This window comes from Mucilaginibacter ginsenosidivorans, assembly GCF_007971025.1.
Lineage (GTDB): Bacteria > Bacteroidota > Bacteroidia > Sphingobacteriales > Sphingobacteriaceae > Mucilaginibacter > Mucilaginibacter ginsenosidivorans.
Map to the genome: position 1 here is coordinate 1,522,052 of NZ_CP042436.1, position 20,471 is coordinate 1,542,522.

22 protein-coding genes are annotated in these 20,471 nt (G+C 45.8%); 13 read left to right on the forward strand and 9 right to left on the reverse strand.

The window, feature by feature from the left end:
• Positions 1 to 2: 2 nt before the first annotated feature.
• From FRZ54_RS06995 to FRZ54_RS07015, 5 genes are read left to right on the forward strand one after another with little or no spacing between them, the layout of a single operon-like run.
• A complete protein-coding gene (locus tag FRZ54_RS06995) occupies positions 3 to 806 on the forward strand; it encodes a DUF2249 domain-containing protein (RefSeq protein WP_147030916.1) in 804 nt (267 codons plus the stop codon).
• The gene (locus tag FRZ54_RS07000) at positions 803 to 2,083 is read left to right on the forward strand and encodes a cytochrome C oxidase subunit I (protein WP_147030917.1); all 1,281 of its coding nucleotides are present in this window, start codon (positions 803 to 805) and stop codon (positions 2,081 to 2,083) included. Before FRZ54_RS06995 ends, FRZ54_RS07000 begins: the two co-directional genes overlap by 4 nt.
• The gene (locus FRZ54_RS07005) at positions 2,080 to 2,403 is read left to right on the forward strand and encodes a metal-sulfur cluster assembly factor (protein ID WP_147030918.1); all 324 of its coding nucleotides are present in this window, start codon (positions 2,080 to 2,082) and stop codon (positions 2,401 to 2,403) included. The genes FRZ54_RS07000 and FRZ54_RS07005 overlap by 4 nt, the downstream gene beginning before the upstream one ends.
• Before the next feature lies 1 nt (position 2,404).
• Entirely contained in the window at positions 2,405 to 2,836 is a 432-nt protein-coding gene (locus FRZ54_RS07010) for an RrF2 family transcriptional regulator (protein ID WP_147030919.1), read from the forward strand.
• An 18-nt stretch (positions 2,837 to 2,854) separates the two neighbouring features.
• On the forward strand, positions 2,855 to 4,426 hold the full coding sequence (locus FRZ54_RS07015) for an FAD-dependent monooxygenase (RefSeq protein WP_147030920.1): 1,572 nt from the start codon (positions 2,855 to 2,857) through the stop codon (positions 4,424 to 4,426).
• Positions 4,427 to 4,444: 18 nt separating this feature from the next.
• Here the strand turns inward: FRZ54_RS07015 and FRZ54_RS07020 are convergent, their stop codons facing one another.
• Positions 4,445 to 4,654: a hypervirulence associated TUDOR domain-containing protein gene (locus FRZ54_RS07020; RefSeq protein ID WP_147030921.1), complete on the reverse strand. Its 210-nt coding sequence runs from the start codon at positions 4,652 to 4,654 to the stop codon at positions 4,445 to 4,447.
• A 758-nt stretch (positions 4,655 to 5,412) separates the two neighbouring features.
• Here FRZ54_RS07020 and FRZ54_RS07025 point away from each other — a divergent pair.
• The 3 genes from FRZ54_RS07025 to FRZ54_RS07035 are packed head-to-tail and all read left to right on the forward strand — an operon-like array spanning position 5,413 to position 7,330.
• Positions 5,413 to 5,826, forward strand: a complete 414-nt coding sequence (locus FRZ54_RS07025; RefSeq protein ID WP_147030922.1) for a GreA/GreB family elongation factor — start codon at positions 5,413 to 5,415, stop codon at positions 5,824 to 5,826.
• Positions 5,827 to 5,884: 58 nt separating this feature from the next.
• Positions 5,885 to 6,430: a hypothetical protein gene (locus tag FRZ54_RS07030; RefSeq protein WP_147030923.1), complete on the forward strand. Its 546-nt coding sequence runs from the start codon at positions 5,885 to 5,887 to the stop codon at positions 6,428 to 6,430.
• 60 nt (positions 6,431 to 6,490) lie between these two features.
• Positions 6,491 to 7,330 (forward strand): hypothetical protein, encoded by an 840-nt coding sequence (locus FRZ54_RS07035; RefSeq protein ID WP_147030924.1) that lies wholly within the window; start codon positions 6,491 to 6,493, stop codon positions 7,328 to 7,330.
• Between the two features lie 222 nt (positions 7,331 to 7,552).
• Here FRZ54_RS07035 and FRZ54_RS07040 read toward each other — a convergent pair whose 3' ends face one another.
• The 6 genes from FRZ54_RS07040 to FRZ54_RS07065 form a co-directional block, all read right to left on the reverse strand.
• Positions 7,553 to 7,858, reverse strand: coding sequence for a phosphoribosylpyrophosphate synthetase (locus tag FRZ54_RS07040; protein ID WP_228462646.1), 306 nt, complete (start codon positions 7,856 to 7,858; stop codon positions 7,553 to 7,555).
• Between the two features lie 204 nt (positions 7,859 to 8,062).
• Positions 8,063 to 9,205 carry a trans-sulfuration enzyme family protein gene (locus FRZ54_RS07045; RefSeq protein WP_147030925.1) on the reverse strand — a complete coding sequence of 381 codons (1,143 nt, stop codon included), beginning with the start codon at positions 9,203 to 9,205 and terminating at the stop codon, positions 8,063 to 8,065.
• Positions 9,202 to 10,905 (reverse strand): NADPH-dependent assimilatory sulfite reductase hemoprotein subunit, encoded by a 1,704-nt coding sequence (locus tag FRZ54_RS07050; RefSeq protein ID WP_147030926.1) that lies wholly within the window; start codon positions 10,903 to 10,905, stop codon positions 9,202 to 9,204. Before FRZ54_RS07050 ends, FRZ54_RS07045 begins: the two co-directional genes overlap by 4 nt.
• A 37-nt stretch (positions 10,906 to 10,942) precedes the next feature.
• Positions 10,943 to 12,760: an assimilatory sulfite reductase (NADPH) flavoprotein subunit gene (locus tag FRZ54_RS07055; RefSeq protein ID WP_228462647.1), complete on the reverse strand. Its 1,818-nt coding sequence runs from the start codon at positions 12,758 to 12,760 to the stop codon at positions 10,943 to 10,945.
• A complete protein-coding gene (locus tag FRZ54_RS07060) occupies positions 12,760 to 13,395 on the reverse strand; it encodes a peroxiredoxin (RefSeq protein ID WP_147030927.1) in 636 nt (211 codons plus the stop codon). The genes FRZ54_RS07055 and FRZ54_RS07060 overlap by 1 nt, the downstream gene beginning before the upstream one ends.
• A 21-nt stretch (positions 13,396 to 13,416) precedes the next feature.
• Positions 13,417 to 14,319: a LysR family transcriptional regulator gene (locus FRZ54_RS07065; protein WP_147030928.1), complete on the reverse strand. Its 903-nt coding sequence runs from the start codon at positions 14,317 to 14,319 to the stop codon at positions 13,417 to 13,419.
• Positions 14,320 to 14,567: 248 nt separating this feature from the next.
• On the opposite strand from FRZ54_RS07065, the gene FRZ54_RS07070 reads away from it, so the two are divergent.
• The gene (locus FRZ54_RS07070; RefSeq protein ID WP_187359778.1) at positions 14,568 to 15,440 is read left to right on the forward strand and encodes a universal stress protein; all 873 of its coding nucleotides are present in this window, start codon (positions 14,568 to 14,570) and stop codon (positions 15,438 to 15,440) included.
• 282 nt (positions 15,441 to 15,722) lie between these two features.
• Positions 15,723 to 15,881, forward strand: a complete 159-nt coding sequence (locus FRZ54_RS07075) for a DUF488 domain-containing protein (RefSeq protein WP_147030930.1) — start codon at positions 15,723 to 15,725, stop codon at positions 15,879 to 15,881.
• A gap of 198 nt (positions 15,882 to 16,079) precedes the next feature.
• Here FRZ54_RS07075 and FRZ54_RS07080 read toward each other — a convergent pair whose 3' ends face one another.
• Together FRZ54_RS07080 and FRZ54_RS07085 are read right to left on the reverse strand one after the other, a co-directional pair.
• Positions 16,080 to 16,517: an RrF2 family transcriptional regulator gene (locus FRZ54_RS07080; protein ID WP_147030931.1), complete on the reverse strand. Its 438-nt coding sequence runs from the start codon at positions 16,515 to 16,517 to the stop codon at positions 16,080 to 16,082.
• A gap of 65 nt (positions 16,518 to 16,582) precedes the next feature.
• The gene (locus FRZ54_RS07085) at positions 16,583 to 17,017 is read right to left on the reverse strand and encodes a 6-pyruvoyl trahydropterin synthase family protein (RefSeq protein ID WP_147030932.1); all 435 of its coding nucleotides are present in this window, start codon (positions 17,015 to 17,017) and stop codon (positions 16,583 to 16,585) included.
• A gap of 232 nt (positions 17,018 to 17,249) precedes the next feature.
• On the opposite strand from FRZ54_RS07085, the gene FRZ54_RS07090 reads away from it, so the two are divergent.
• The 3 genes from FRZ54_RS07090 to FRZ54_RS07100 are packed head-to-tail and all read left to right on the forward strand — an operon-like array spanning position 17,250 to position 20,461.
• Positions 17,250 to 19,589, forward strand: coding sequence for a nitric-oxide reductase large subunit (locus FRZ54_RS07090; RefSeq protein ID WP_147030933.1), 2,340 nt, complete (start codon positions 17,250 to 17,252; stop codon positions 19,587 to 19,589).
• A 12-nt stretch (positions 19,590 to 19,601) separates the two neighbouring features.
• Positions 19,602 to 19,988, forward strand: a complete 387-nt coding sequence (locus FRZ54_RS07095) for a putative zinc-binding protein (protein ID WP_147030934.1) — start codon at positions 19,602 to 19,604, stop codon at positions 19,986 to 19,988.
• Positions 19,985 to 20,461, forward strand: coding sequence for a PNPOx family protein (locus FRZ54_RS07100; protein ID WP_147030935.1), 477 nt, complete (start codon positions 19,985 to 19,987; stop codon positions 20,459 to 20,461). The genes FRZ54_RS07095 and FRZ54_RS07100 overlap by 4 nt, the downstream gene beginning before the upstream one ends.
• The last annotated feature ends 10 nt before the right edge of the window (positions 20,462 to 20,471 follow it).

Sequence of the window (20,471 nt, forward strand, 5' to 3'; positions counted from 1 at the left end):
AGATGAACCCGATAAACGCTAATACCAAGATTGCTGAAGTTATCAAGCAAAATCCCGATGCGCTGGAAGCAATAGTCAGTATCCGTCCGAAGTTTGAAAAGCTGCGGAACCCGCTGCTCCGCAGGTTGATGGCGGGCAGGACCAGCCTCGCTATGGCGGCCAAATTAGGGGGCTGCAGCATTGACGATTTTTTTGTAAAACTCGAACCCCTGGGCTTTAAAATTGACAGGTCAGTTCTGCCGGTTCATGCCGACCTGGAACCCGTACCTGATTTTATTCATTCCCTCCGGAAAGGGCAAATCGTTGACCTCGATGTAAGGCCAATCCTCGCCGCCGGCAATGACCCCTTAAACACGATCCTGGAACATATAAAAAATATACAGCCCGGTCAGGTCCTCAAAGTAACCAATACCTTTTCGCCTACGCCGCTGATCGCGCTGCTGGAGAAAAAGAAATTTCTCAGCTATACCCATACCGCGGAAGAAAACCAGATAGAAACTTACTTTTTTAAGACACCCGAAACTGCGGAGGTGGAACCTGAGTTGGAGATACAGCAGGACTGGGACGTAATCCTAAAGAGGTACCAGGGCAAATTTATCCTGCTGGATGTCCGGCAACTGGAAATGCCTTTGCCGATGACCACCATCCTGGAGGAACTGGACAAATTGCCGGTGGTCAACGCGCTGTACGTTTATCATAAAAGGATTCCGGTATTCCTGCTCCCCGAACTGACCCAAAGGAATTTTGATTACCGGATCAGAGAAGTGGCAGACGGAGAAGTCCATTTAATCATTTTCATCCCATGATCGTTAGTGCCGCCTTGACAAAAACGACCTCTTACAAGGTCATTATTCCCTTTTATGCCTTTTCCGCTTTGTCGTTTTTAACGGCCGCTGCCCTTTTGTTCAGATTCGCGGGCGAGTTTACAGGGCATTACTTTCAACCGCATATCCTGGCGATTACACATACGATGGCCTTAGGGTGGGGCACGATGATGATCCTTGGTGCCAGTCACCAGCTCGTCCCGGTGATGGTCGAAGGGAAATTGTACAGTAACTTCCTGGCCGGCCTTTCCTTTGTCCTGGCCGCCGCCGGTATTCCGCTGCTCGTCTACGCTTTTTATACGTTCAGTATGCAATGGCCGGCACAATATGGCGCAATTTTAGTCAACGCGGCGATATTGTCTTTCCTCGCCAACCTGACAGGCAGCCTGCTGGGCAGTAAAAGTAAAAACGTCCATGCCATTTTCGTCTATACCGCCACGTTATGGCTGTTTGCCGCCACGCTGATGGGCCTGTTATTGATCTACAATTTTACCCTGCCGATTTTTTCAAAGGATTCTTTGCATTTCCTGTCCCTGCATGCCCACCTCGGTATTGCGGGATGGTTCTTATTAATGGTCATGGGTGTAGGCTCCCGGCTGATCCCGATGTTCATGATCTCAAAATATACCCATGAGAAGCTTTTGTGGACGATCTATGGTCTGGTCAACGGGGGATTACTAAGCTTTGCATTTATCTTTATTTATGTAGGCAGCTCCGCTTTATTGTTTATACCGGTGATTGCGGTTGCCGCAGCGATCGCATTATTCGCGGTCTTTATTTATCAGGCTTACAGCAAACGCATACGCCGCAAGGTAGACAACCAGGTACGCATATCCCTGTTTTCAATATTATTGATGGCTATACCAGTAGGATTCCTGGTGATCTTCGCCGCCATGCTGATCCTGAACCGCGTGGATACCAGTCTGGTTTTAGCTTATGGTTTTTCCATCTTTTTTGGCTGGATCACGGCGATCATCTTTGGGATGACTTTTAAAACCCTGCCATTTATTGTCTGGAACAAGGTTTATCACCAGCGGGCAGGACTAGGCAAAACACCCAACCCAAAGGACCTGTTTGCTGCCAAAGTATTTAACGTGATGGGGACAGCCTATTTGCTTGGATTTGTGCTGTTTATTGCCGGCATATTAACTTCCAGCCATGTGTTGCTTCAGTATGCTTCGTTTGGTATCCTGCTGGCTGCCCTGCTCTATAACTGGAATGTATTTTCTGTGATATTTCATACTCCCCCGAAAAAATGAACGTAGTTACAAATAACGATAATAAGTGTACTTTAGCATTGTTAGCGCTAAAGGATGTTTTGGATCCTGAAATTGGTCTGAACGTAGTGGATCTCGGTTTGATTTACCGCATCGACTTTAATGATGATACCCATTATATCCTGGTCATCATGACGTTTACCACCCAGTTTTGCCCCATGGGGCAATCTATACTGGATGACGTGATCCTGACGATGGAGATGGCCTTCAGGGAATGTACCGTAAAGGTGGATGTTATTTTCGATCCGCCCTGGAGCATGCAGCTGATATCAGAAGAAGGGCGTAAGTTTTTAAATAGATAGCATGTTAAGTAACACCTGTAAAACAGCGATCAAGGCGGTCATATTCCTGGCTACAAAAATTGAATCTGGCGACAAAGCTGCGGTCAGGGAAATTGCTGAATATATTGGCGCCAGTGAGCATACAGTAGGCAAGCTATTGCAAACCCTGGTCAAACAAGGGGTTATCAATAGCCTAAAAGGACCATCGGGTGGCTTTTATCTCTCGGGCAAACAGAAAGAGCAGCCAATTATTAATATCGTAAGAGCGATTGACGGGCAGCAGATCTTCAAAGAATGCGGGCTGGGGCTAAGCAAGTGCTCTTCACTGCACCCCTGCCCGATCCATGACGATTACAAACAAGCCAGGGATCTGATCGAAAACCTGTTTGAAAATAAAAAGGTACACGATCTGTGCGTGCCCGTCAGTGATGGGTTCGCTTATCTCATCGGATAAAACGTACAGCCAGGACATATGGGAACCATCACTGCTAACCACCAGCTAGGTACGGATATTATCATTGTCGGCGCCGGGCCTACCGGGCTCATGGCGGCCTGCCAACTGGCCAGATTCGGCGTAGACCTGATCATTATAGACGCGAAGGCCGGCACTACCCCGGAATCAAGGGCCATGCTGGTCAGTGCGCGAAGCATGGAGATTTACCAGCAGATGGGCTTGTCTGATAAGGTTTTAGCACAGGGGGAATATATCCGGAACCTCTCCATTTATATTGACGGGAAAGAAAAAGTCGATTTTTCGCTGGGAAAAGCCGGGGCCGGGTTAACGGACTTTCCGTATATACAGTCCTTTGAACAATCGGGAAACGAATCGCTGCTCTATGAACAATTGAGAAAAAAGGGTCGCGATGTCTTATGGCATACCGAGCTGGTGGATATGGAACAATCGGCGGAAGGGGTTACTGTGAAGCTGCAGGATCTGGTCGCTAAAAGGCAGCTGGAAGTTCGCGCCAAATATCTGATCGCATGTGATGGTGCGTCCAGCACCGTCCGCCAGCTGCTGAAATGTAAATTTGAAGGCAAGACCTATGAGAACAAATTCTTTGTAGCGGACACCAGAATTGACTGGGCGCAACCCGCGCACCGGGTCGTGGCCTCCCCATCCAGAACGAATTTCTGCGCCTTTTTTCCGATGTACGACAAGGATACCTACCGGGTGCTGGGCACCCTGCCCGGCAGCTTTTACAATAAGGAAAATATCGCCTTTCAGGACATTGAACCCGTGATCCGATCGACCGTCGGTATCCCGCTGCAGTTTAAAGTGGTCAATTGGTTTTCCGTATACAAGCTCCATCAGCGGTGCGTAGAAAGTTTTGCTGTCAACCGGTGCTTTTTAGCAGGCGATGCCGCGCATATTCATAGTCCGGCCGGCGGGCAGGGCATGAACACCGGCTTGCAGGATGCTTATAATCTCTCCTGGAAATTATGGATGGTACTCACCGGAACAGCTGGTGAGTCGCTGCTCTGCACTTATCATACCGAACGATATCCTTTTGCGAAATGGCTGTTAAAGTTCACGGACCGCATATTTGGCTTTATGACTGATCGCCAGGTATTTTTTTATCTGCTGCGCAAGCACCTGCTGCCTTTCCTTTTTAAAGTACTTTCGATCAGCCCCCGGATCAAAAAGCGCATTTTCAGGGCCCTGTCCCAAATCTGGTATTCCTACGGAGACAGCCCGCTTTCCGTCGGGCATTCAGAACAATCGTTAACATTTAAAGCGGGTGACCGCTTTCCATATGTTCGCATCGATCATAAAGGGAAGATGATCAGTTGCTACCATTTACTGACCGCAGCAAAATTCCACCTGGTATGTATCGGCGCTGACAGCAACGGGAACAAAGATGATGTCCCCGCAGCCCTGGTACCCCTGATCCAGTTGATTAATCTTCCCCATAGCCCCTGCTGGTTAAAATTGGGTATCAGAAAGAAATTGTACATCCTGGTCAGGCCTGATAATTATATTGGGATGATCACCGACCGGATAGATGATGACAGACTGGAGAGGTATTTTAGGTTATTCCGCTAATGACTATCGAAGAATAATTCATATCCTTTTTAATGCCGTTCCTTTATGCGCAGCAACATGGTTGGTTTTGTCGCTTTTAATTTCATACTGGGGGTCCGCCTCACTGCAATGATGAACATAGCCCTTAAAGTTAAAATCCGAAGTGTGAATCGCGATGATTTTTCCGCTCACATGCCCTGCTTCTGAATTCCAGCTGACATGGTCGCCGATTTGAAATTTAATGTTCATAAGATCGAATCATAGGGTACCGTAAAAACATGAAAATCAACTACGTGGCTGAAGAAATGCAATTTAACCATTTTTAACATTCGGATTACATTATATTCATTATACTTGTAGAAATGCAGTTTAAACATATAAAACCTGTTCTTCTCATTCTATTTATTTTTTGCACGTTGTCATCGATGGCGTCAGAGAAAGCATACGGGGTGCATTGTGTTTCCGATCTAACCGGCCATGATTGCCGGGCTGCAGGAATTGATGATCATAACTTCACGGGCGCGCCTGTCCTTAGTGAATTTTCCAGGACAGTTAAACCAATTAAGCTAATCCTGGTAAGTCCGGCGAACGTCCATAACATTTTTTTTAGCCTAGATATCCCTGAGCCCCGCGTCAATGTTTACGCCATATCAGGTTGCCCGTTCAAAACATTCAACAGGCTTCTGCTCTTTCCGTTTCATGGTTTTTGGTAGTCAGATCCCCCGCTTTTCCTGAGTTGAATATTCCAAAATCGGGAGTGTCCCTGGTTCGGTAACGTATTTGAAACATATACGGTAACCGGGCGACAGATGATATTGCTTTGGAGGCCGTTTATACCGGCTGTCAGCGCAATCATCATGCGACTTCCGGTACCTGGCTGCTGTTCAATCCATCGGTATCCCACAGCGGGGAAATAATCCCAAATCTGATTTTTAATCCTGTCAGGCGATAGGCCGTGTGCCCTCTAAAGCCTGGTTATTCTTTCATCTTGATTAATTACACATACCATGCGTACCATACCACTTATTTTAACAAAAGAAGAATATAAATTATTAACGGACCAATATGAGTCCGTGACCACTCCTGTCTTTAACAAGCAAAAGCTGTTTCAGGAATTAAAGGATGCCAAAATCGTAGGGCCGCAATCCATGCCGCTTAATGTCGTCTCGTCAAACTCTGATGTCCTGATTTGGAACATCAATAAGAACCAGACCTTCAGTATCAGTATAGTTGCTGAGGATAGCCCCGAACGCGGAACAAATAAAATCCGGGTTACAGACCCGATCGTTGTCGCCTTATTGGGTTACCCCGCAGGGGCTATGACCGAGTGGGAAATGAAAGACGGGATTAATAAATTTAAAGTGATCTCAGTAGGACAGGGGCGCGTAGATGATGCGCTCGCCGGACATCACCGGAGTTAGAAATATTCTTTAACAGGGAATGGTTAGTTGACCATTCCTGCCTAAAAAAAATAGAAACATGGAAAACAACCTGGAAGAAGCCCTGATAGCGGGCGGCCTGGTGGGTTTGATCGTCATCCCTTTTTTGGTGATCACCCAGCTGTCAAAAAGAAAGAAAATAAGCGTGGCCATGACGGCGAAGCTGACTGCGCTGGCTCATCAGTCGAACAGTCAGCTATCGCGATCTGAACAGATCGGCGCCAGGGCCATTGCCCTGGATGAAAACGCGCGGAAGATCTTATTTATTGACACGGATAAAAACAAAGAGATAATGATTGATCTGACGGAAATCACCGCCTGTAGGCTGCTGAAAAAGATGGATATAAATGCGGTTGGGTCTATCGTGCTGCAACTGATAAACAAAAATGGCGTACTTTCATACACTGTGCCATTTTACCGGAGATTCATCGACGACGAAACCTGCCTTCCCGCGGTCATGAAAGTGGCTGAAAAATGGAGGTCCTTAATTCTCAATTTAGTACGTAGCCAAAGGAAGCCCGGCGGTGTTAAATTATTCAGGGGCCTAACTCCCCAAACCAGTTTTTCGAGACCTGCCACGCAATAAAATCAAAAATTTGCGACAGGTTAGTTCAGAACATTCAACATATACTAAATAAAGAAAACCATGAAAAACATATTGATGATCAGCAAGAATCCTCAGGATACGGAGCGCTCGACCGAGCTGGCCCTATTGCTCGCAGGAACAACGAATGCTAAATTATATTTTTGGAATGCTGCTGTGACCCCAACGCGTTCGTATGCCGCTGAAATGAGCATTGCCGGCTCGGGTAAAATTTTACCGGGGCGGCCCGTCTCTAAGCATCAGTGGATTGAACAACTGCAACGTAAGTTTCATCTACAAACAGGCCTAAAGACCCTGGTAGGATTTATTGAAAATATCCACTTTGTTTCCGATAATATTGCGGCCATCGTAAGGAAATTCAACATCGGTCTGTTGATCAAAGGGGTTCCTGAAAATAGAGGCCAGGAGCTTCCCGTGATTGAAAGTGATGTCCTTAGTTGCTCAGCCAAATCGGGCTGTCCTGTTTTATTGGTTCCTGAACAATTCCCATACAAAACTTTTGAAAGGATCGTTTACGCGACAGACCTCCGGTACTGCAGGCAGGGGATCATTCGTTTTTTAAGTAAACTGGCAATTAATTTTAAGGCCAGCGTTCTTATTGCGAACATCGCTGCAAAGGGTTTGCCTTTTATGGAGCATAATTACGCGTTTGATGTTTTTAAGGACACCATTGCTCGTCCGGCCAGCCATGACCATTTTCATTTCAATAATATCCGGGAAAGAGACATTCCCAAAGCCATTGATATACTGGCCAATGACATGAAGACAGACCTTCTGGTGCTGGTTAATCACAGGTATCATTTTAATGAATTATTCGGCGATGCTATTCCATACCGCTTGCCCGCTTATATCCGTATCCCCGTTTTGCTTTTTCCCTGTTGAATCAACAGGTCATTAAGAGCGGGTTGCACGACGGCACCGGGATAGACCGTTCAAAAAACGGCTATCCCGGATTTTAAACAGGCAGACGTAAACGTTGTTCTAAAGCATCCAGTGTTGGCGCCATTATGCGCAAATCCTGAAACCAATCCGGACCGGGCCTAAAACTATGATGCATTTGTTTTACCTATCGCTGCAGCAAATCCGAAAGGTCTCTTTACGGACTTATTGCCTTTCTCTTAAAGCGCGAACCAAATCGTCCGTGAACTGATCGCTGGATGCGCCATAGCCATTGATTAAAATGCCTTTGAGGTTATGTTTAGTAGAAGAAATGGCATATACGATCGCTTCATCAGCGGGATCGGATTGTCCCTCAAAACGATAATGCTTGTCAACGATGAATTCATCAGGGTATATCTGCAGGGCGTTTTCATGGCATTCAAGGCAATTGTCCTTTAGATTAAAATCGACCGTATATCCCTCTTTCTGCAGTTTGCTGATTACCTCCGATACAGTTGTCATGGTGTCCATAATGTCGCTATTTAATTTAAAGGTAGCCTTTTTTAGGCGTTAAAAACCATTTGTGCAAGGAAATAGTTTATCGTTTTTATGATGCAGAGACGGGCTTGACAGGGAATGATAAATTCATTTAATCGTCTTTTTACGGATCAGCGGTCTCCTCTTTGATCAGACTTTCCAAAGAATTGCATCCTTGCGAAGCCGGGTTTCACCATTTTAGGTTATAGCCGCAATCGCGGAATGGAGATCTGCGATCAGGTCATCCCCATCTTCAATACCCACGGAAAGCCGCAGTAAATTATCCTGAATGCCCAGCTGATGGCGCTGCTCTGCAGATAAGCTCCGATGTGAGGTCGCGACCGGCGAGCAAATCAGGCTCTCTACACCGCCAAGACTTAAAGCAGGCTGTATGATCGCCAGGCGCTTTTGAAAAAGGATCAGCTTTTCCGGGTTAACATGAAGCTCAAAAGACAAAATGCCGCCAAAGCCCATCATTTGCTGCAAGGCGATCCGGTGGTCCGGGTGCGAGGTTAGTCCGGGATAATAGACGCGGTTTACCGCAGCATGACCGGAGAGATACTCCGCCAGCTTCATTGCATTTTCGTTTTGCCGCTTTACCCTGATCGCCAGTGTCTTCAGACTACGCTCCACCAGGTAGCATTGATAAGGGGACAAAGAGCCGCCATACAATTTCGCGGTGCTGAAAACAGGCTCCCTGTGCTCCGGGTTGCTGGAAACCAACGCGCCAAAGGGCAGGTCATTATGCCCGCCGAGGTATTTGGTGCCGCTATGAATAACGATGTCGATAGCGTGCAGCAGCGGTAACTGATTAACAGGGGAAGCAAAAGTATTGTCAACAATCGTAACGATGCCGTTCTTCTTCGCAAATTCTGCTATCTCCCGTAAGGGCACAATATTTAATAAAGGGTTAGCTGGGGTTTCGATATAAATGACCCTGGTATGAGGTTTTAGTGCTGCCTGGAACCCGGCTAAGGTGTTATCGGCATAACTGCAGGAAATGCCTCTTTTCGGCAGTTCCTGTTCAGCGAATTTCCAGGTGCCTCCGTACAGGTCACGGGAAAAGATGACGTGATCGTGTAGTTGTGCAAAGGACAAAATAGCCGTACTAATCGCCGCCATGCCGGAGCTGAACACCATGCCCCAGTTCCCATGCTCCAGTTCGGCCATGATCTGGCCCAGCCGTTTTTGGTTATAGGTGGAATAGAAGCCAGGATATTGAAGTTCTTCCTGGTCCAGGTAGTTATACGCTGCTGAAGGAAAGATAGCAGCAGTAACAGAGCCTTTGAATTGGTCCTTTTCCCCGGTAGGGTGGACACATAATGTTTCCAGTTTTTTCATGACAGTTGTTTTAATCCGGTCTTGCGCTTGTCCTGGACAATATTTTTCCGGTGTACATAATCCCCGAAATGCTCACCGGCCAGTTTTTCCGCAGCGTAGCTGATCAGGATCGGTTCCAGCGCCTGTAAAATTTCCGCTTCTGAAAGCATTTCTTTATATAACGTATTCAGCCGGTCACCATTATGGCTTGCGCCGAGGTATAAATTGTACTGGCCGATCGCACGGCCTATAAAGCCGATCTCCCCCAACGAAGAACGGTCACAGCCATTGGGGCAGCCGGTCATGCGGATATTGATCGCTTCTTTTTCCAGCCCGTTATCCCGCAGGATCACATCCAGTTTATCGATCAGCGAGGGCAGATAGCGCTCCGATTCTGCGAAGGCCAGGCCGCAGGTATTCAGCGCCACACAGGCCATAGAATTTAACCGCAGAGCGGTGTTTTGCGGGTTATTGAAAACATCGTGGTCATTTAATATCTTTTCGATGTCTCCTTTATCTTCGGGCGAAATATTGCCAATGATCAGGTTTTGATTGCCCGTCAGGCGCAGGTCGCCCTTGTTCAGGGCTGCGACCGCCCGGATCGCCTTTTTTAAGGGATATCCTTCCCGGTCCTTAACCCTCCCGTGTTCCACGAAAAGTGTATAAAACCACTTGCCGTTCGTCCCCTTCAGCCAGCCATACTGATCGCCGTTGGTTTTAAAATGATAGGGCAAAGCGGGCAGCAGCGGCTTATTGCGACGGCGTGCAAGCTCGGCGATGAACCAGGGCAGTCCCTGCGCATCTATGGTGTACTTTAAACGGGCGTTCTTCCGGTTCAGCCGGTTGCCGTGGTCCCGTTGAATCCCGATAATGGTTTCTGCCACTTCAACGATCTCATCCGGCCTTATAAAGCCGATCACATCCGCCAGCCGGGGATAGGTCTGCTCGTCGCCAAAGGTCATTCCCATACCGCCACCCACGCAAACATTAAAGCCTTTGAGCTTTCCCTTTTCTTCGATCACAATAAATCCCAGATCATTTGCAAAAAGATCGATATCATTATGCGGGGGAATGGCAAAAGCGATTTTAAACTTTCGCGGCAGGTACGTGGCATGGTATAATGGCTCGATGTCGGCGGCACCGGCGACCTTTTCCTGATCCAGCCAGATCTCAAAATAGGCCTTGGTTTTAGGCTGAAAATAATCACTGAGCCTACCGGCCCAGGCATAAACCTCCCCGTGAACCCTGGACTCATACGGATTGGGGTTACACATGACATTCCGGTTCACATCCCCGCACGTAGCGATCGTGGTCATCAGCGTGTCGTTGATCGCTTTAATGGTTGCTTTCAGGTTCCTTTTCATGATCCCATGGAATTGGAAAGATTGCCGGGTAGTCAGCTTCATCGTCCCGTTGCCGTATTTTTCTGCCAGTTCGTCCAGCACCAGCCATTGGGCAGGAGTAGTTATACCGCCCGCAGCCCTTACTCTTAACATAAACTGATAAAGCGGCTCCAGCTTTTGCTTCTTCCTTTCCTTCTCCAGGTCGCGGTCATGCTGCTGGTATGAACCATGAAACTTAACCATCTTGGCATCGTCGGCTGTCAATGACCCGGTAAGCGGGTTGTCCAGGCCCGCAACGATGGTTCCACGCAGAAAATTGCTGTCCTCTTTGATATGTTCCTCCTGGGAAACTTCAGCGCCAGTAGCATTACTCGTCATTTCGTTATCGTCTTAATTGTGTTTTACCTTTTGATCTTCAATAAATATCAGCCTGGTAACGGTCCGTCACCTGCAGGCATTTGACATATTCTTCGGCTTTTTCCCGGGTCATGCCCCCCTGCGTTTGTATGATCTCCTTTAAGGCATGGTCGACATCCTTGGCCATCTTTTGTGCATCGCCGCATACATAAAAATGGGCCCCCTCTTCCAGCCATTTGAACAGTTCCCTTCCTTGTTCCAGCATCCGGTGCTGTACATACACTTTCTTTGCCTGATCACGCGAGAATGCGACATCAGCACGCGTCAGCGTACCCTCTTTTAGATATTGCAGCCATTCGGTCTGGTAATAGAAATCCGTTGTGAAATTCCGCTCCCCAAAAAATAGCCATGATTTGCCCGGCGCGTCCTGGATCCCGCGCTGCTGGATAAACGCCCGGTAGGGCGCAACACCGGTGCCTGCACCAACCATGATGACCGGCATATCGGGATCAAGCGGCAGCTTAAACCGGCTGTTGGCATCAACGAATACCTGGAGCTGATCATCCTCACTAATGCGCCCGGCAAGAAAGGAGGTACAATGGCCCTCTTTATAGCGCCCGTACGCTTCATAACGGACGACAGAGGCCAGTATGTGGACCTCATCATCCACGGCATCCTGGCTGGAGGCGATAGAATACATCCGTGGCGAATTTTTCCTTAACAGCGAAATAAACACTTCAGGGGCCATTTTGAACGGAACCTCCCGGATCAGGTCAAATAGATCCCGGCCATACAGGTATTCAACCACCGCCGTATTATCATTAAGGATCTTACCAAGCCGGGTGCTTCCGGTTAGCTCCGCATAACGGTTGAGGGATATACTGGTCAGCGGTGTCAGCTCATAATCTGTCGTCAGCGCTTCCAGTAACGTTTTCTTCCCCAGGTAGGTGTCTACCAGCTCTTCGCCCGTGAAATGCAGCGTGTTTAGGACAGGCTCGATCAGCCGGTTGGCGTTACTGGCATAAACACCCAGGGAATCACCCGGTTCGTAGCGTAAACCAGAGTTGCTCAGATCCAATTCCAGGTGAATGGTTTCCTTGCTGGAATGACGGCCGTTCAGGTTGATCTTTTTGGATACTGTGGCGCCAAATGGATGTTTGCGATCGTAAACGGGGCTGGCCTTGCCTGAAATGGCCGGCTGAATTGGTACAGCCGGGACATTCCCACTTTGGAACGATGACGCGATGGCTGCAAGGTTACCTTCCATCCACCGCGTATAATCGTCCTCGAAATCAACATCACAGTCCACTCTTTCACAGATTCTTTGAGCGCCAAGTCTGGCCAGTATCCCATCAAAATCTTTCCCGGTCTGGCAAAACTTGGTATAGGCGGTATCCCCTAAGGCAAGAACCGAATATTCCAGCTGCTTTAACTCCGGAGCCTTGCTGCCATGTAAATATTCATACAATTCACTGGCCTGTATGGGCGGTTCGCCAATCCCATGTGTGCTTACAATAATTAACAGCCTTTTTATATTTCGCAGCTCTTTAACTTTAAAAGAACCCATGTCCGATACTTTGGCCGCTATTCCCAAATCTTCAATTCTTTTCGCAGACAGCTTCGCCAGTCTTTCACTGTTGCCCGTGTGTGTCCCGTAAAGTATCCAGACCGGTTCCCCGTCATTTGACAAAAGGCGGAGACCGGAACCCGGGGCGGCCTGTATTGGCGGGTCATCCGAAGCCGAACTGACCCCTGACAAAAATCCGGACAGCCATTGAACCTGCCCGTAATCCATGCCGGGCAGTAATTCGTTCAACGTTTTAACCTGCTGATCAGAAAAAGGTCCGCGTTTTAAACCCGTTTCCCAATTCATCATTATTTGTTCGGTTGCGGCGTATAGCGAAGATAGGGCTTAATTTCCTGGTAGCCTTTGGGGAATATGGCGGGAATATCTTCATTTTTAATGGCGGTAGAGACAACTACATCCTGCCCGTCTTCCCAATCAACAGGCGTGCCTACGCTATAAAGCGCGGTCAATTGTAAGGAGTCCAGCACACGCAGGATCTCGGTAAAATTCCTGCCGGTAGATGCCGGATAAGTGATCGAAGCCTTGATCTTTTTATCCGGGCCGATGAAATACACGGAACGCACCGTTGCCGAGGTTGACGCATTATCATGGATCATGGCATAAGACCTGGAGATTTTTTTATCCGGATCAGCGATGATAGGAAAATCGACGATGGTTTTCGAGATTTCGTTGATATCTTTAACCCATCCCTGATGCGATGCAAGGCCGTCAACGCTAATGGCCAGGATCTTCGTATTGCGTTTGGCAAACTCGTCTTTTAACTGTGCGGTGCGCCCTAGTTCTGTGGTACATATCGGGGTATAATCGCCCGGATGCGAATATAGAATGGCCCAGCTATCGCCCAGCCATTTATAAAAATCAATATCTCCCTCGGTAGTTTGTGCACTGAAATCAGGAGCAGTGTCTCCAATTCTTAAACTCATTGTATTTGATTTAATTAAACATTATTTTGTATCTTCTTTATCCAGTTTAATTTCTTCTCTTAAAAACTTGATAAAGTAATCGAAGTAAACCGGGTACGCACGGTCGCGTGTCCTGGCTACGTACTGCTGACGAAAAAAACCTTCCGGGTTGATCTTTACAGCCTTAATGTCGTTACTCAGGTAGGGCTTCAGGGCCCAGTTGGCCAGCACGATCACGCCCATATTGGCTTTAGCCAGCTCGATGGAAGCTTCCGTCAGCGGTAAGACAATTAACTTTTTAGGGTTGATCCCCTTTGGAGTTAACTCCGTCCGGAAAATTGAAACAGTATCCAGCGGAAGTGAGTGGATAATGAGGGTAATATCCTGGAAGTCCTCGGCTTGTACAAATGGCCGGTTTGCCCATGGATGCTGCGGGGCTACCACAGCCAGCATTTCATCAGCAAACAGCTTGATATATTCTATTTTATCGATCTGTTCCGGGTTACTTGTGATGGCCAGGTCCAGCTCGCCCTCCATGAGTTTTTCAATCGGTTTGTGCGTCGCCTCGAACACGATCTCTATTTCGACATTGGGAAATTCGTTATTGAATTTTTTTAGTACGGCCGGTAACCAATGGTAACTTGTATAGCATTCCGTGCTGATCCTGATCACACCGTTTTCGCCATTCATCATTTTTTTTATTTCGGAATCCGTAGCGTCCATTTCCGCGAGCACCTTGATGGCGCTGGTATAAAGTTTCTTGCCCACCGGGGTCAGGATCAGCTTTTTATTCCGCCGGTAGAATAGCTGGGTTCCCACCTGGAGCTCCGCCTCTTTTAACTGGTAGCTCAATGCGCTTTGCGATAAATGCAGCACATCCATCGCCCGGGTGATGCTCCCCTCTTCAACAATGGCTTTGATCAGTCTGAGATACCGTATTTCCATAGTGTATTGTGTTCGTCAAAGTTAAGGGTGCTGACGGGGTTAAAGGCAGGATTTGCATGAAAAGCTTTAATGTTAATGATTAAATCCATTGATAGTTCGTTGGGTAACACGGTCGGGGCTAAAAAACTGATCGTGCTATAATGATATAAACATCGGTATTAGCCAGCGATCAGACAATGCAAACACTCAATTGAAATAGTGACAAAATGCATTCTTTCAGGACGCACACTGGCGTAATTTCGTATATCATGAAGATATTGATCGCAACCGATTTTTCGGCGACAGCAGCACACGCAGCCGAATACGGATACCTATTGGCAAAACAACTTAAAGCTGGCGTGTTCCTTTGTAATACAATCGTCATCCCCGCCGAGGTGCCCGTTTCAGGCATCGCTTTTTGGAGCCAGGGGGATAGTGATACGCTGCTGGCGGATTCTACTGAAGAATTGAAACAATTAAAGGCACACTTGCAACAAAACGATCATACCAACACTTTTAGACCACCCGTTGACTATATAAACGAATCCGGGACCGTTTGGTATTTCGTGAATAATTCAGCATTTAAACAACAGGCTGATGTCATCATCGCCGGTACACACGAAGAAGACGGCCTCGGTAGTCTCCTGTCAGGGAACCATACAATTGACTTAATTGAAACTTGTATCAGGCCCTTACTGATCATACCCCGGACGGCAGCCTTTAAGCCGATAAAAAAAATAGCGTTTGCGACCGATCTTGAATATCCTGAAAATGACTTACAACAGCTTTATGACCTTATAAAACTGGCCAAAATGTTGGACGCTGAAATTTTGTTAACGCATATTAAAAATGAAGCTGACAACGCCGTGAAATTTGAGAAACGGATTGAAAAATTCCTGGCAGAAGTTTCTGATAAAGCCGACTACCACAAAATATATCACCGCATTATCAACCAGGACAAAGTAGAATCAGGCCTGGACTGGCTTTGTGAACATGCACAAATTGATATACTGGCCATGGCGCACAGGGAGCATGGTTTATTAGAGAACATTTTTAAGGGCAGCCATACCAAACGAATGGCCGGCCATATTGCTATACCCTTGTTGGTCTATCCGGGCACGAACTCTCGGGAAACTATATGACAAAATAGAAATATGGTCATCTGGTTTTCCGTAAATAAAAAACACCGCCATGTCCATTTATAAAGGAAAAATTAAATAAGGATTGGAATGGACAAGCCGGATTCTTCACCAATGCAGTGCTGCAAAAATATATTAAGGATCTGACGCTTCCGATTTATTTTCGCCGGTCGGGCAACTATGGTTACTTTCATACGAAAAATGCTTAATGAGTCAGGCATTGATGATGATCATATCCGCACCGAAGAATTTTGAGGCTATTATAAGTATAAATAGTAAAACAAAATGAAGATCAGTATCAAAAGAGTATATGAAGCCCCGGCCGAAGAAGATGACACCCGCATCCTGGTTGACAGGTTGTGGCCGCGGGGGTTAACAAAGGAAAAAGCAGCTGTTGATACCTGGTTAAAAGAAATTGCGCCAAGCACTGAATTTCGAAAGTAGTTTGCTCATGAACCTGCTAAATTGGCGGGGTTCAAGGAACGCTATCATCACGATACAAAGATAGGTGGATATTTAATAATAAAGGATATTTTTATCTTTTATTGTTTTTGCATTATATTCTTTTCTTACAGAATCCAACGGCAACTGATCAAACATTTATAAATCGGGAAACTGAGGAAATTAGAGGATAGCTAAACGTTAACTATTTGAAATGAACATATTTCCTTTTTCCATTTCGTCAGCAAGCGATTGTATAGTCATACTTTCAAACATTTGTATCGTTTGGGCTTTAATGAATTTGTATTTTGCGTGCATCGGACAGGGCTCTTTTTCTGAACATTGCGCTAAGCCGATAATGCACTTTTCAAGGACTTCACTCTCTTTCATTGCTGTCAGGACACTGCGAATGGGTGTTTTTTTCATTTCCTCCGTCATGTAAAATCCCCCATTGGGGCCCCTGGCTGAACTAATAATTTTATTATTCCTGCTAAGCTTTTGGAGGATTTTTGCTGTGAAGAACTGAGGTGAGTCAATCGCTTTAGCAATTTCAGCAAGTCCAAGCATTTTTTCTTCAGTGCCTTTCTGAGATATATAAATTGTTGCCCGGAGGGCATACTCGGTTGCTTTTGAAAACATCTTCCTTTATAAATATTTAATAACAAAGCTTGAATGCAAAATAAGCATAAAAACAAGAAATAGCTTCAATTTATACTCGCTAACCATTCCGCATAAGAATCTCTTGTTTCATATAACTTTAGCCCCTGCAGGGACAGCAGTGGCGGAAGAACTTTACAAATAGCCTTTCTTGAAAACAATAATAAATTTTCTACAGATGGCTCGACTTCCAGGATTTCTAGATTTTCCTGTAACATAACAGCAGGGAATTTAGACAGATAAGCCTGTGATAATACCAATTTATGATCAAACTTTTCAATGACAGCCAGGTTTATGATCTTTTTTAATTCCTTGAAATCAATAATAAACCCTGGAGATTGAAGATAAGTATCCTCGCCTTTGACCGATGCAATGGTCACGTGTAACTCATAAGAGTGCCCGTGTATATGCCTGCAGGCGCCATTGTAGCCGTGGAGCGCATGGGCCATTTCAAAATAAAATATTTTTGTGATCCTGATCATTATACCAATAGAATATGAACCCTCCACGTGAATAGTGTCCGGCCCTGTTTAGTTAAAATTTATCCAGTTCTCGTGCTATTAGCAATGAATAATACATGGGACTTAGGATGATAAAGCCATGGATTAGTCTTCGCTTGCACCTTCAAGAATTTTATTTTTCAAAAATAGTTAATTTAATAATAATTAAAGACAAATTTGTCTTTAATTATTATATTTACCAAAAATTCATGTTATGGCTAAACGAAATTTCATGGGCTATCTGCTCAATCCAAAGAATTGGTGGCTTCCTTTGCTGTTAATTTTTATTGTCGGCATTGCTGGAGTAATGATGATCGGTGTACATACCTATACAGACGCCCCGCCAATCCCTTCTTATGTAACCGGGAAAAGTGAGGTTGTCTTTTCCAACGACGATATATTAAAAGGACAAGGAGTTTTCCAGAAATATGCGTTGATGGAATATGGTACTATGTTTGGCGATGGGGCTAACCGGGGTCCTGATTTTACCGCAGAAGCACTACACCTGTTAACCCAATACATGAATGATTATTACCAGTCACATCTGCAAAATGATGCGAATATAAAATTACTTCGGACAGGCATTTCGGAGCAGGTGAGGATAGAGATTAAAACTAATACATATGTTAGGAACAACAATACTGTAAGGCTTAGCGAAGCACAGGCATTTGCGGCAAATGAACTGGTTAGGTTTTATACTACAAAATTTACCGACTCTACTTTTCCGGGTGCGTTTAAACCGACCGTGTATATTTCCAGTAAGGAAGAATTGAAATCGCTGACCGCCTTTTTCTTCTGGGGGGCATGGGTTTGCGGTGTGGAAAGACCAGGCGAACAATACAGCTATACCAACAACTGGCCCTATGATAAACAGGCAGGAAATACAGCCACTCCTGCGGTTATTTTATGGAGTATTATTGGATCGTTAGCGCTTATAATCGGACTTGGGCTGGTTATGTATTATCATGGTAAACTGGAAAAACTTGATGATAAAGCATATACCAACAAAGCCCAGCCCCTGATGACTACGGCTGAGGTTCAAAAATTTCAGCCAACGGCAATACAAAGGGCTACTTACAAATTTTTTTATGCGGCGATATTGCTTTTTTCAGTCCAGGTACTTGCCGGAATATTAACCGTTCATGACTTTGTGGGGTTTACCAAATTTTGGGGATTTGATCTCGCAAAAGTCCTGCCCTTTCCGGTAACCCGTAGCTGGCATGTCCAACTATCGTTGCTGTGGATCTCAGCCTGCTGGATCGGGGCTTCATTTTTTATGATGTCGCTGGTTTCTCCTGATCAGCCAAAAAAACAGGTTACCCTGATCAATACGATCTTCTGGCTGACTATTCTATTAGTGGCAGGTTCGTTCGCCGGCATTTTTCTGGGGCCAATGGGATTATTGCCAAAAACGTGGTATTGGTTCGGCCATCAGGGCTGGGAATACGTGGAAATGGGGAAACTATGGCAAATTATGCTTGGGGTTGTTTTTGTCATTTGGGGCATTACATTGTACCGTGGCATTAAGCCGGTAATGAAATTAAAACAACCATGGGCATTGCCCAACTGGCTGTTATATGCCATCTTCAGTGTTATCATATTATTTATATCAGGGTTTATTGCTACCCCAAAAACTAACTTTGTAATCTCTGATTTCTGGCGATGGATGGTAGTGCATATGTGGGCCGAGGCGTTCTTCGAAGTATTCACAACTGTGCTCATCGGCTACTTTATGGTTATGATGGGGCTGGTTAATAAGCAGGCAGTCATCCGCGTTATATATTTAGCAACATTGTTATTCCTGGGTTCAGGATTGCTTGGCATTTCGCATAATTTTTACTGGAATGCCAAAACAGTAAGTACCCTGGCTTTAGGCGCTGTTTTCTCAACTCTACAGGTAATTCCGTTAATACTGCTCACGCTGGAAGCATGGCGGTTCAGTAAATTGCCCAAAATACTGGAAAATGGGAATGGTGCAAATAGGGACATCAAGAAACAATTTGGATTTCCGGAAGTATTCCTGTTCCTGGTTGCCGTTAATTTCTGGAACTTTTTCGGGGCCGGCGTACTTGGTTTTATCATTAACCTGCCCATTGCCAACTATTATGAGCATGGCACTTATTTAACGGTTAACCATGGGCATGCTGCATTGATGGGGGTATATGGCAACCTGGCCTTAGCAATTGTTTTATTTTGCTGCCAGTTATTGGTAAAACCAGAGCGGTGGAAGCCGTACATGATCAGAACAGCATTCTGGTCTATCAATATAGGTTTACTGCTCATGGTATTTCTTGATCTGTTCCCGGCGGGTATCTGGCAATTTAAAACAGTGACCGAACATGGTCTCTGGTATGCGCGAAGCCACACGTTTATTGAGAGTACCGGATTTCAGACCTTTACCTGGCTGCGAATGGTCGGTGGTGCTTTGTTCACCCTGGGGGGTGTAATTCCGCTTACATGGTTTGTTATCAGCAGGAGAAGGGGATTGAAAAAAGTTAACCCTAAAGTGGGGGCTGCAATCCAACACCAGGAAGAACCGGTGGGATCTTACTAATCATAAAGCACTATGAATACAAATGAAATAATGAAACCAATTGTTTATTCCTGTTCCGGCTGCTCCAGCGCGGCACAAATGGCAAATTACCTTGCCGTTCAAATGGATAGAAATGGAACGGCAGAAATGTCGTGCATCGCAGGCGTCGGCGGCAACGTCAAAAAGCTTGTTCAAACTGCGCATTCCGGCCGGAAAATTATAGTTGTCGATGGCTGCCCCCTGGCTTGCGCTAAAGCTTGTTTAGGTAATCATTCAATCGAACCCGATGTTCACATAGAGCTCACCAGTTTCGGCGTGGCCAAGCGGCAGCACCAGGATTTTGATAAAAAGCAGGCAGGTGAAATATTGGAGATAATAGAAGAAATAGCCGATCAGCAATTAACACTGCAAGCCTTATGAATGACGAAATTATGAATGAACATATCTTTCGATTCTTAAAACAACAAACGTGTGCAACCATTTGCTGCACAGATACCGAGGGAAACCCTTATTGTTTCAATTGTTTTTACGCATTTAACCAGGAAGACAAATTGTTGTATTTCAAATCATCACCTGATGCATATCATTCTAAGCTGCTGGTTAAAAAATCGGTAATTGCGGGAACCGTGCTGCCGGATAAATTAAATAAATTGATGACAAAAGGTATACAGCTGCAAGGAAAAGTGTTGGATCACCTTCACCCATTGGCACTGGGGGCTTCTGTTGATTATCATAAAAAGCATCCGATCGCGCTGGCGATGAAAGGCGAAGTATTTACCATTTTTCTTGATAGCATAAAGATGAAGGATAGCCATTTAGGCTTTGGCAACAGCATGGTATGGAAGAGGGGTGAATATGAATTTGCTTCAGAATGTGCAGTTCATGCACCTTGAATTCCTCTTT

What these genes read in the sequence shown, in the direction of transcription:
- FRZ54_RS06995 (WP_147030916.1), top strand. Translation starts at nt 3, where the DNA reads ATGAACCCGATAAACGCTAATACCAAGATTGCTGAAGTTATCAAGCAA.
- FRZ54_RS07000 (WP_147030917.1), top strand. Translation starts at nt 803, where the DNA reads ATGATCGTTAGTGCCGCCTTGACAAAAACGACCTCTTACAAGGTCATT.
- FRZ54_RS07005 (WP_147030918.1), top strand. Translation starts at nt 2,080, where the DNA reads ATGAACGTAGTTACAAATAACGATAATAAGTGTACTTTAGCATTGTTA.
- FRZ54_RS07010 (WP_147030919.1), top strand. Translation starts at nt 2,405, where the DNA reads ATGTTAAGTAACACCTGTAAAACAGCGATCAAGGCGGTCATATTCCTG.
- FRZ54_RS07015 (WP_147030920.1), top strand. Translation starts at nt 2,855, where the DNA reads ATGGGAACCATCACTGCTAACCACCAGCTAGGTACGGATATTATCATT.
- FRZ54_RS07020 (WP_147030921.1), bottom strand. Translation starts at nt 4,654, where the DNA reads ATGAACATTAAATTTCAAATCGGCGACCATGTCAGCTGGAATTCAGAA.
- FRZ54_RS07025 (WP_147030922.1), top strand. Translation starts at nt 5,413, where the DNA reads ATGCGTACCATACCACTTATTTTAACAAAAGAAGAATATAAATTATTA.
- FRZ54_RS07030 (WP_147030923.1), top strand. Translation starts at nt 5,885, where the DNA reads ATGGAAAACAACCTGGAAGAAGCCCTGATAGCGGGCGGCCTGGTGGGT.
- FRZ54_RS07035 (WP_147030924.1), top strand. Translation starts at nt 6,491, where the DNA reads ATGAAAAACATATTGATGATCAGCAAGAATCCTCAGGATACGGAGCGC.
- FRZ54_RS07040 (WP_228462646.1), bottom strand. Translation starts at nt 7,858, where the DNA reads ATGGACACCATGACAACTGTATCGGAGGTAATCAGCAAACTGCAGAAA.
- FRZ54_RS07045 (WP_147030925.1), bottom strand. Translation starts at nt 9,205, where the DNA reads ATGAAAAAACTGGAAACATTATGTGTCCACCCTACCGGGGAAAAGGAC.
- FRZ54_RS07050 (WP_147030926.1), bottom strand. Translation starts at nt 10,905, where the DNA reads ATGACGAGTAATGCTACTGGCGCTGAAGTTTCCCAGGAGGAACATATC.
- FRZ54_RS07055 (WP_228462647.1), bottom strand. Translation starts at nt 12,760, where the DNA reads ATGATGAATTGGGAAACGGGTTTAAAACGCGGACCTTTTTCTGATCAG.
- FRZ54_RS07060 (WP_147030927.1), bottom strand. Translation starts at nt 13,395, where the DNA reads ATGAGTTTAAGAATTGGAGACACTGCTCCTGATTTCAGTGCACAAACT.
- FRZ54_RS07065 (WP_147030928.1), bottom strand. Translation starts at nt 14,319, where the DNA reads ATGGAAATACGGTATCTCAGACTGATCAAAGCCATTGTTGAAGAGGGG.
- FRZ54_RS07070 (WP_187359778.1), top strand. Translation starts at nt 14,568, where the DNA reads ATGAAGATATTGATCGCAACCGATTTTTCGGCGACAGCAGCACACGCA.
- FRZ54_RS07075 (WP_147030930.1), top strand. Translation starts at nt 15,723, where the DNA reads ATGAAGATCAGTATCAAAAGAGTATATGAAGCCCCGGCCGAAGAAGAT.
- FRZ54_RS07080 (WP_147030931.1), bottom strand. Translation starts at nt 16,517, where the DNA reads ATGTTTTCAAAAGCAACCGAGTATGCCCTCCGGGCAACAATTTATATA.
- FRZ54_RS07085 (WP_147030932.1), bottom strand. Translation starts at nt 17,017, where the DNA reads ATGATCAGGATCACAAAAATATTTTATTTTGAAATGGCCCATGCGCTC.
- FRZ54_RS07090 (WP_147030933.1), top strand. Translation starts at nt 17,250, where the DNA reads ATGGCTAAACGAAATTTCATGGGCTATCTGCTCAATCCAAAGAATTGG.
- FRZ54_RS07095 (WP_147030934.1), top strand. Translation starts at nt 19,602, where the DNA reads ATGAATACAAATGAAATAATGAAACCAATTGTTTATTCCTGTTCCGGC.
- FRZ54_RS07100 (WP_147030935.1), top strand. Translation starts at nt 19,985, where the DNA reads ATGAATGACGAAATTATGAATGAACATATCTTTCGATTCTTAAAACAA.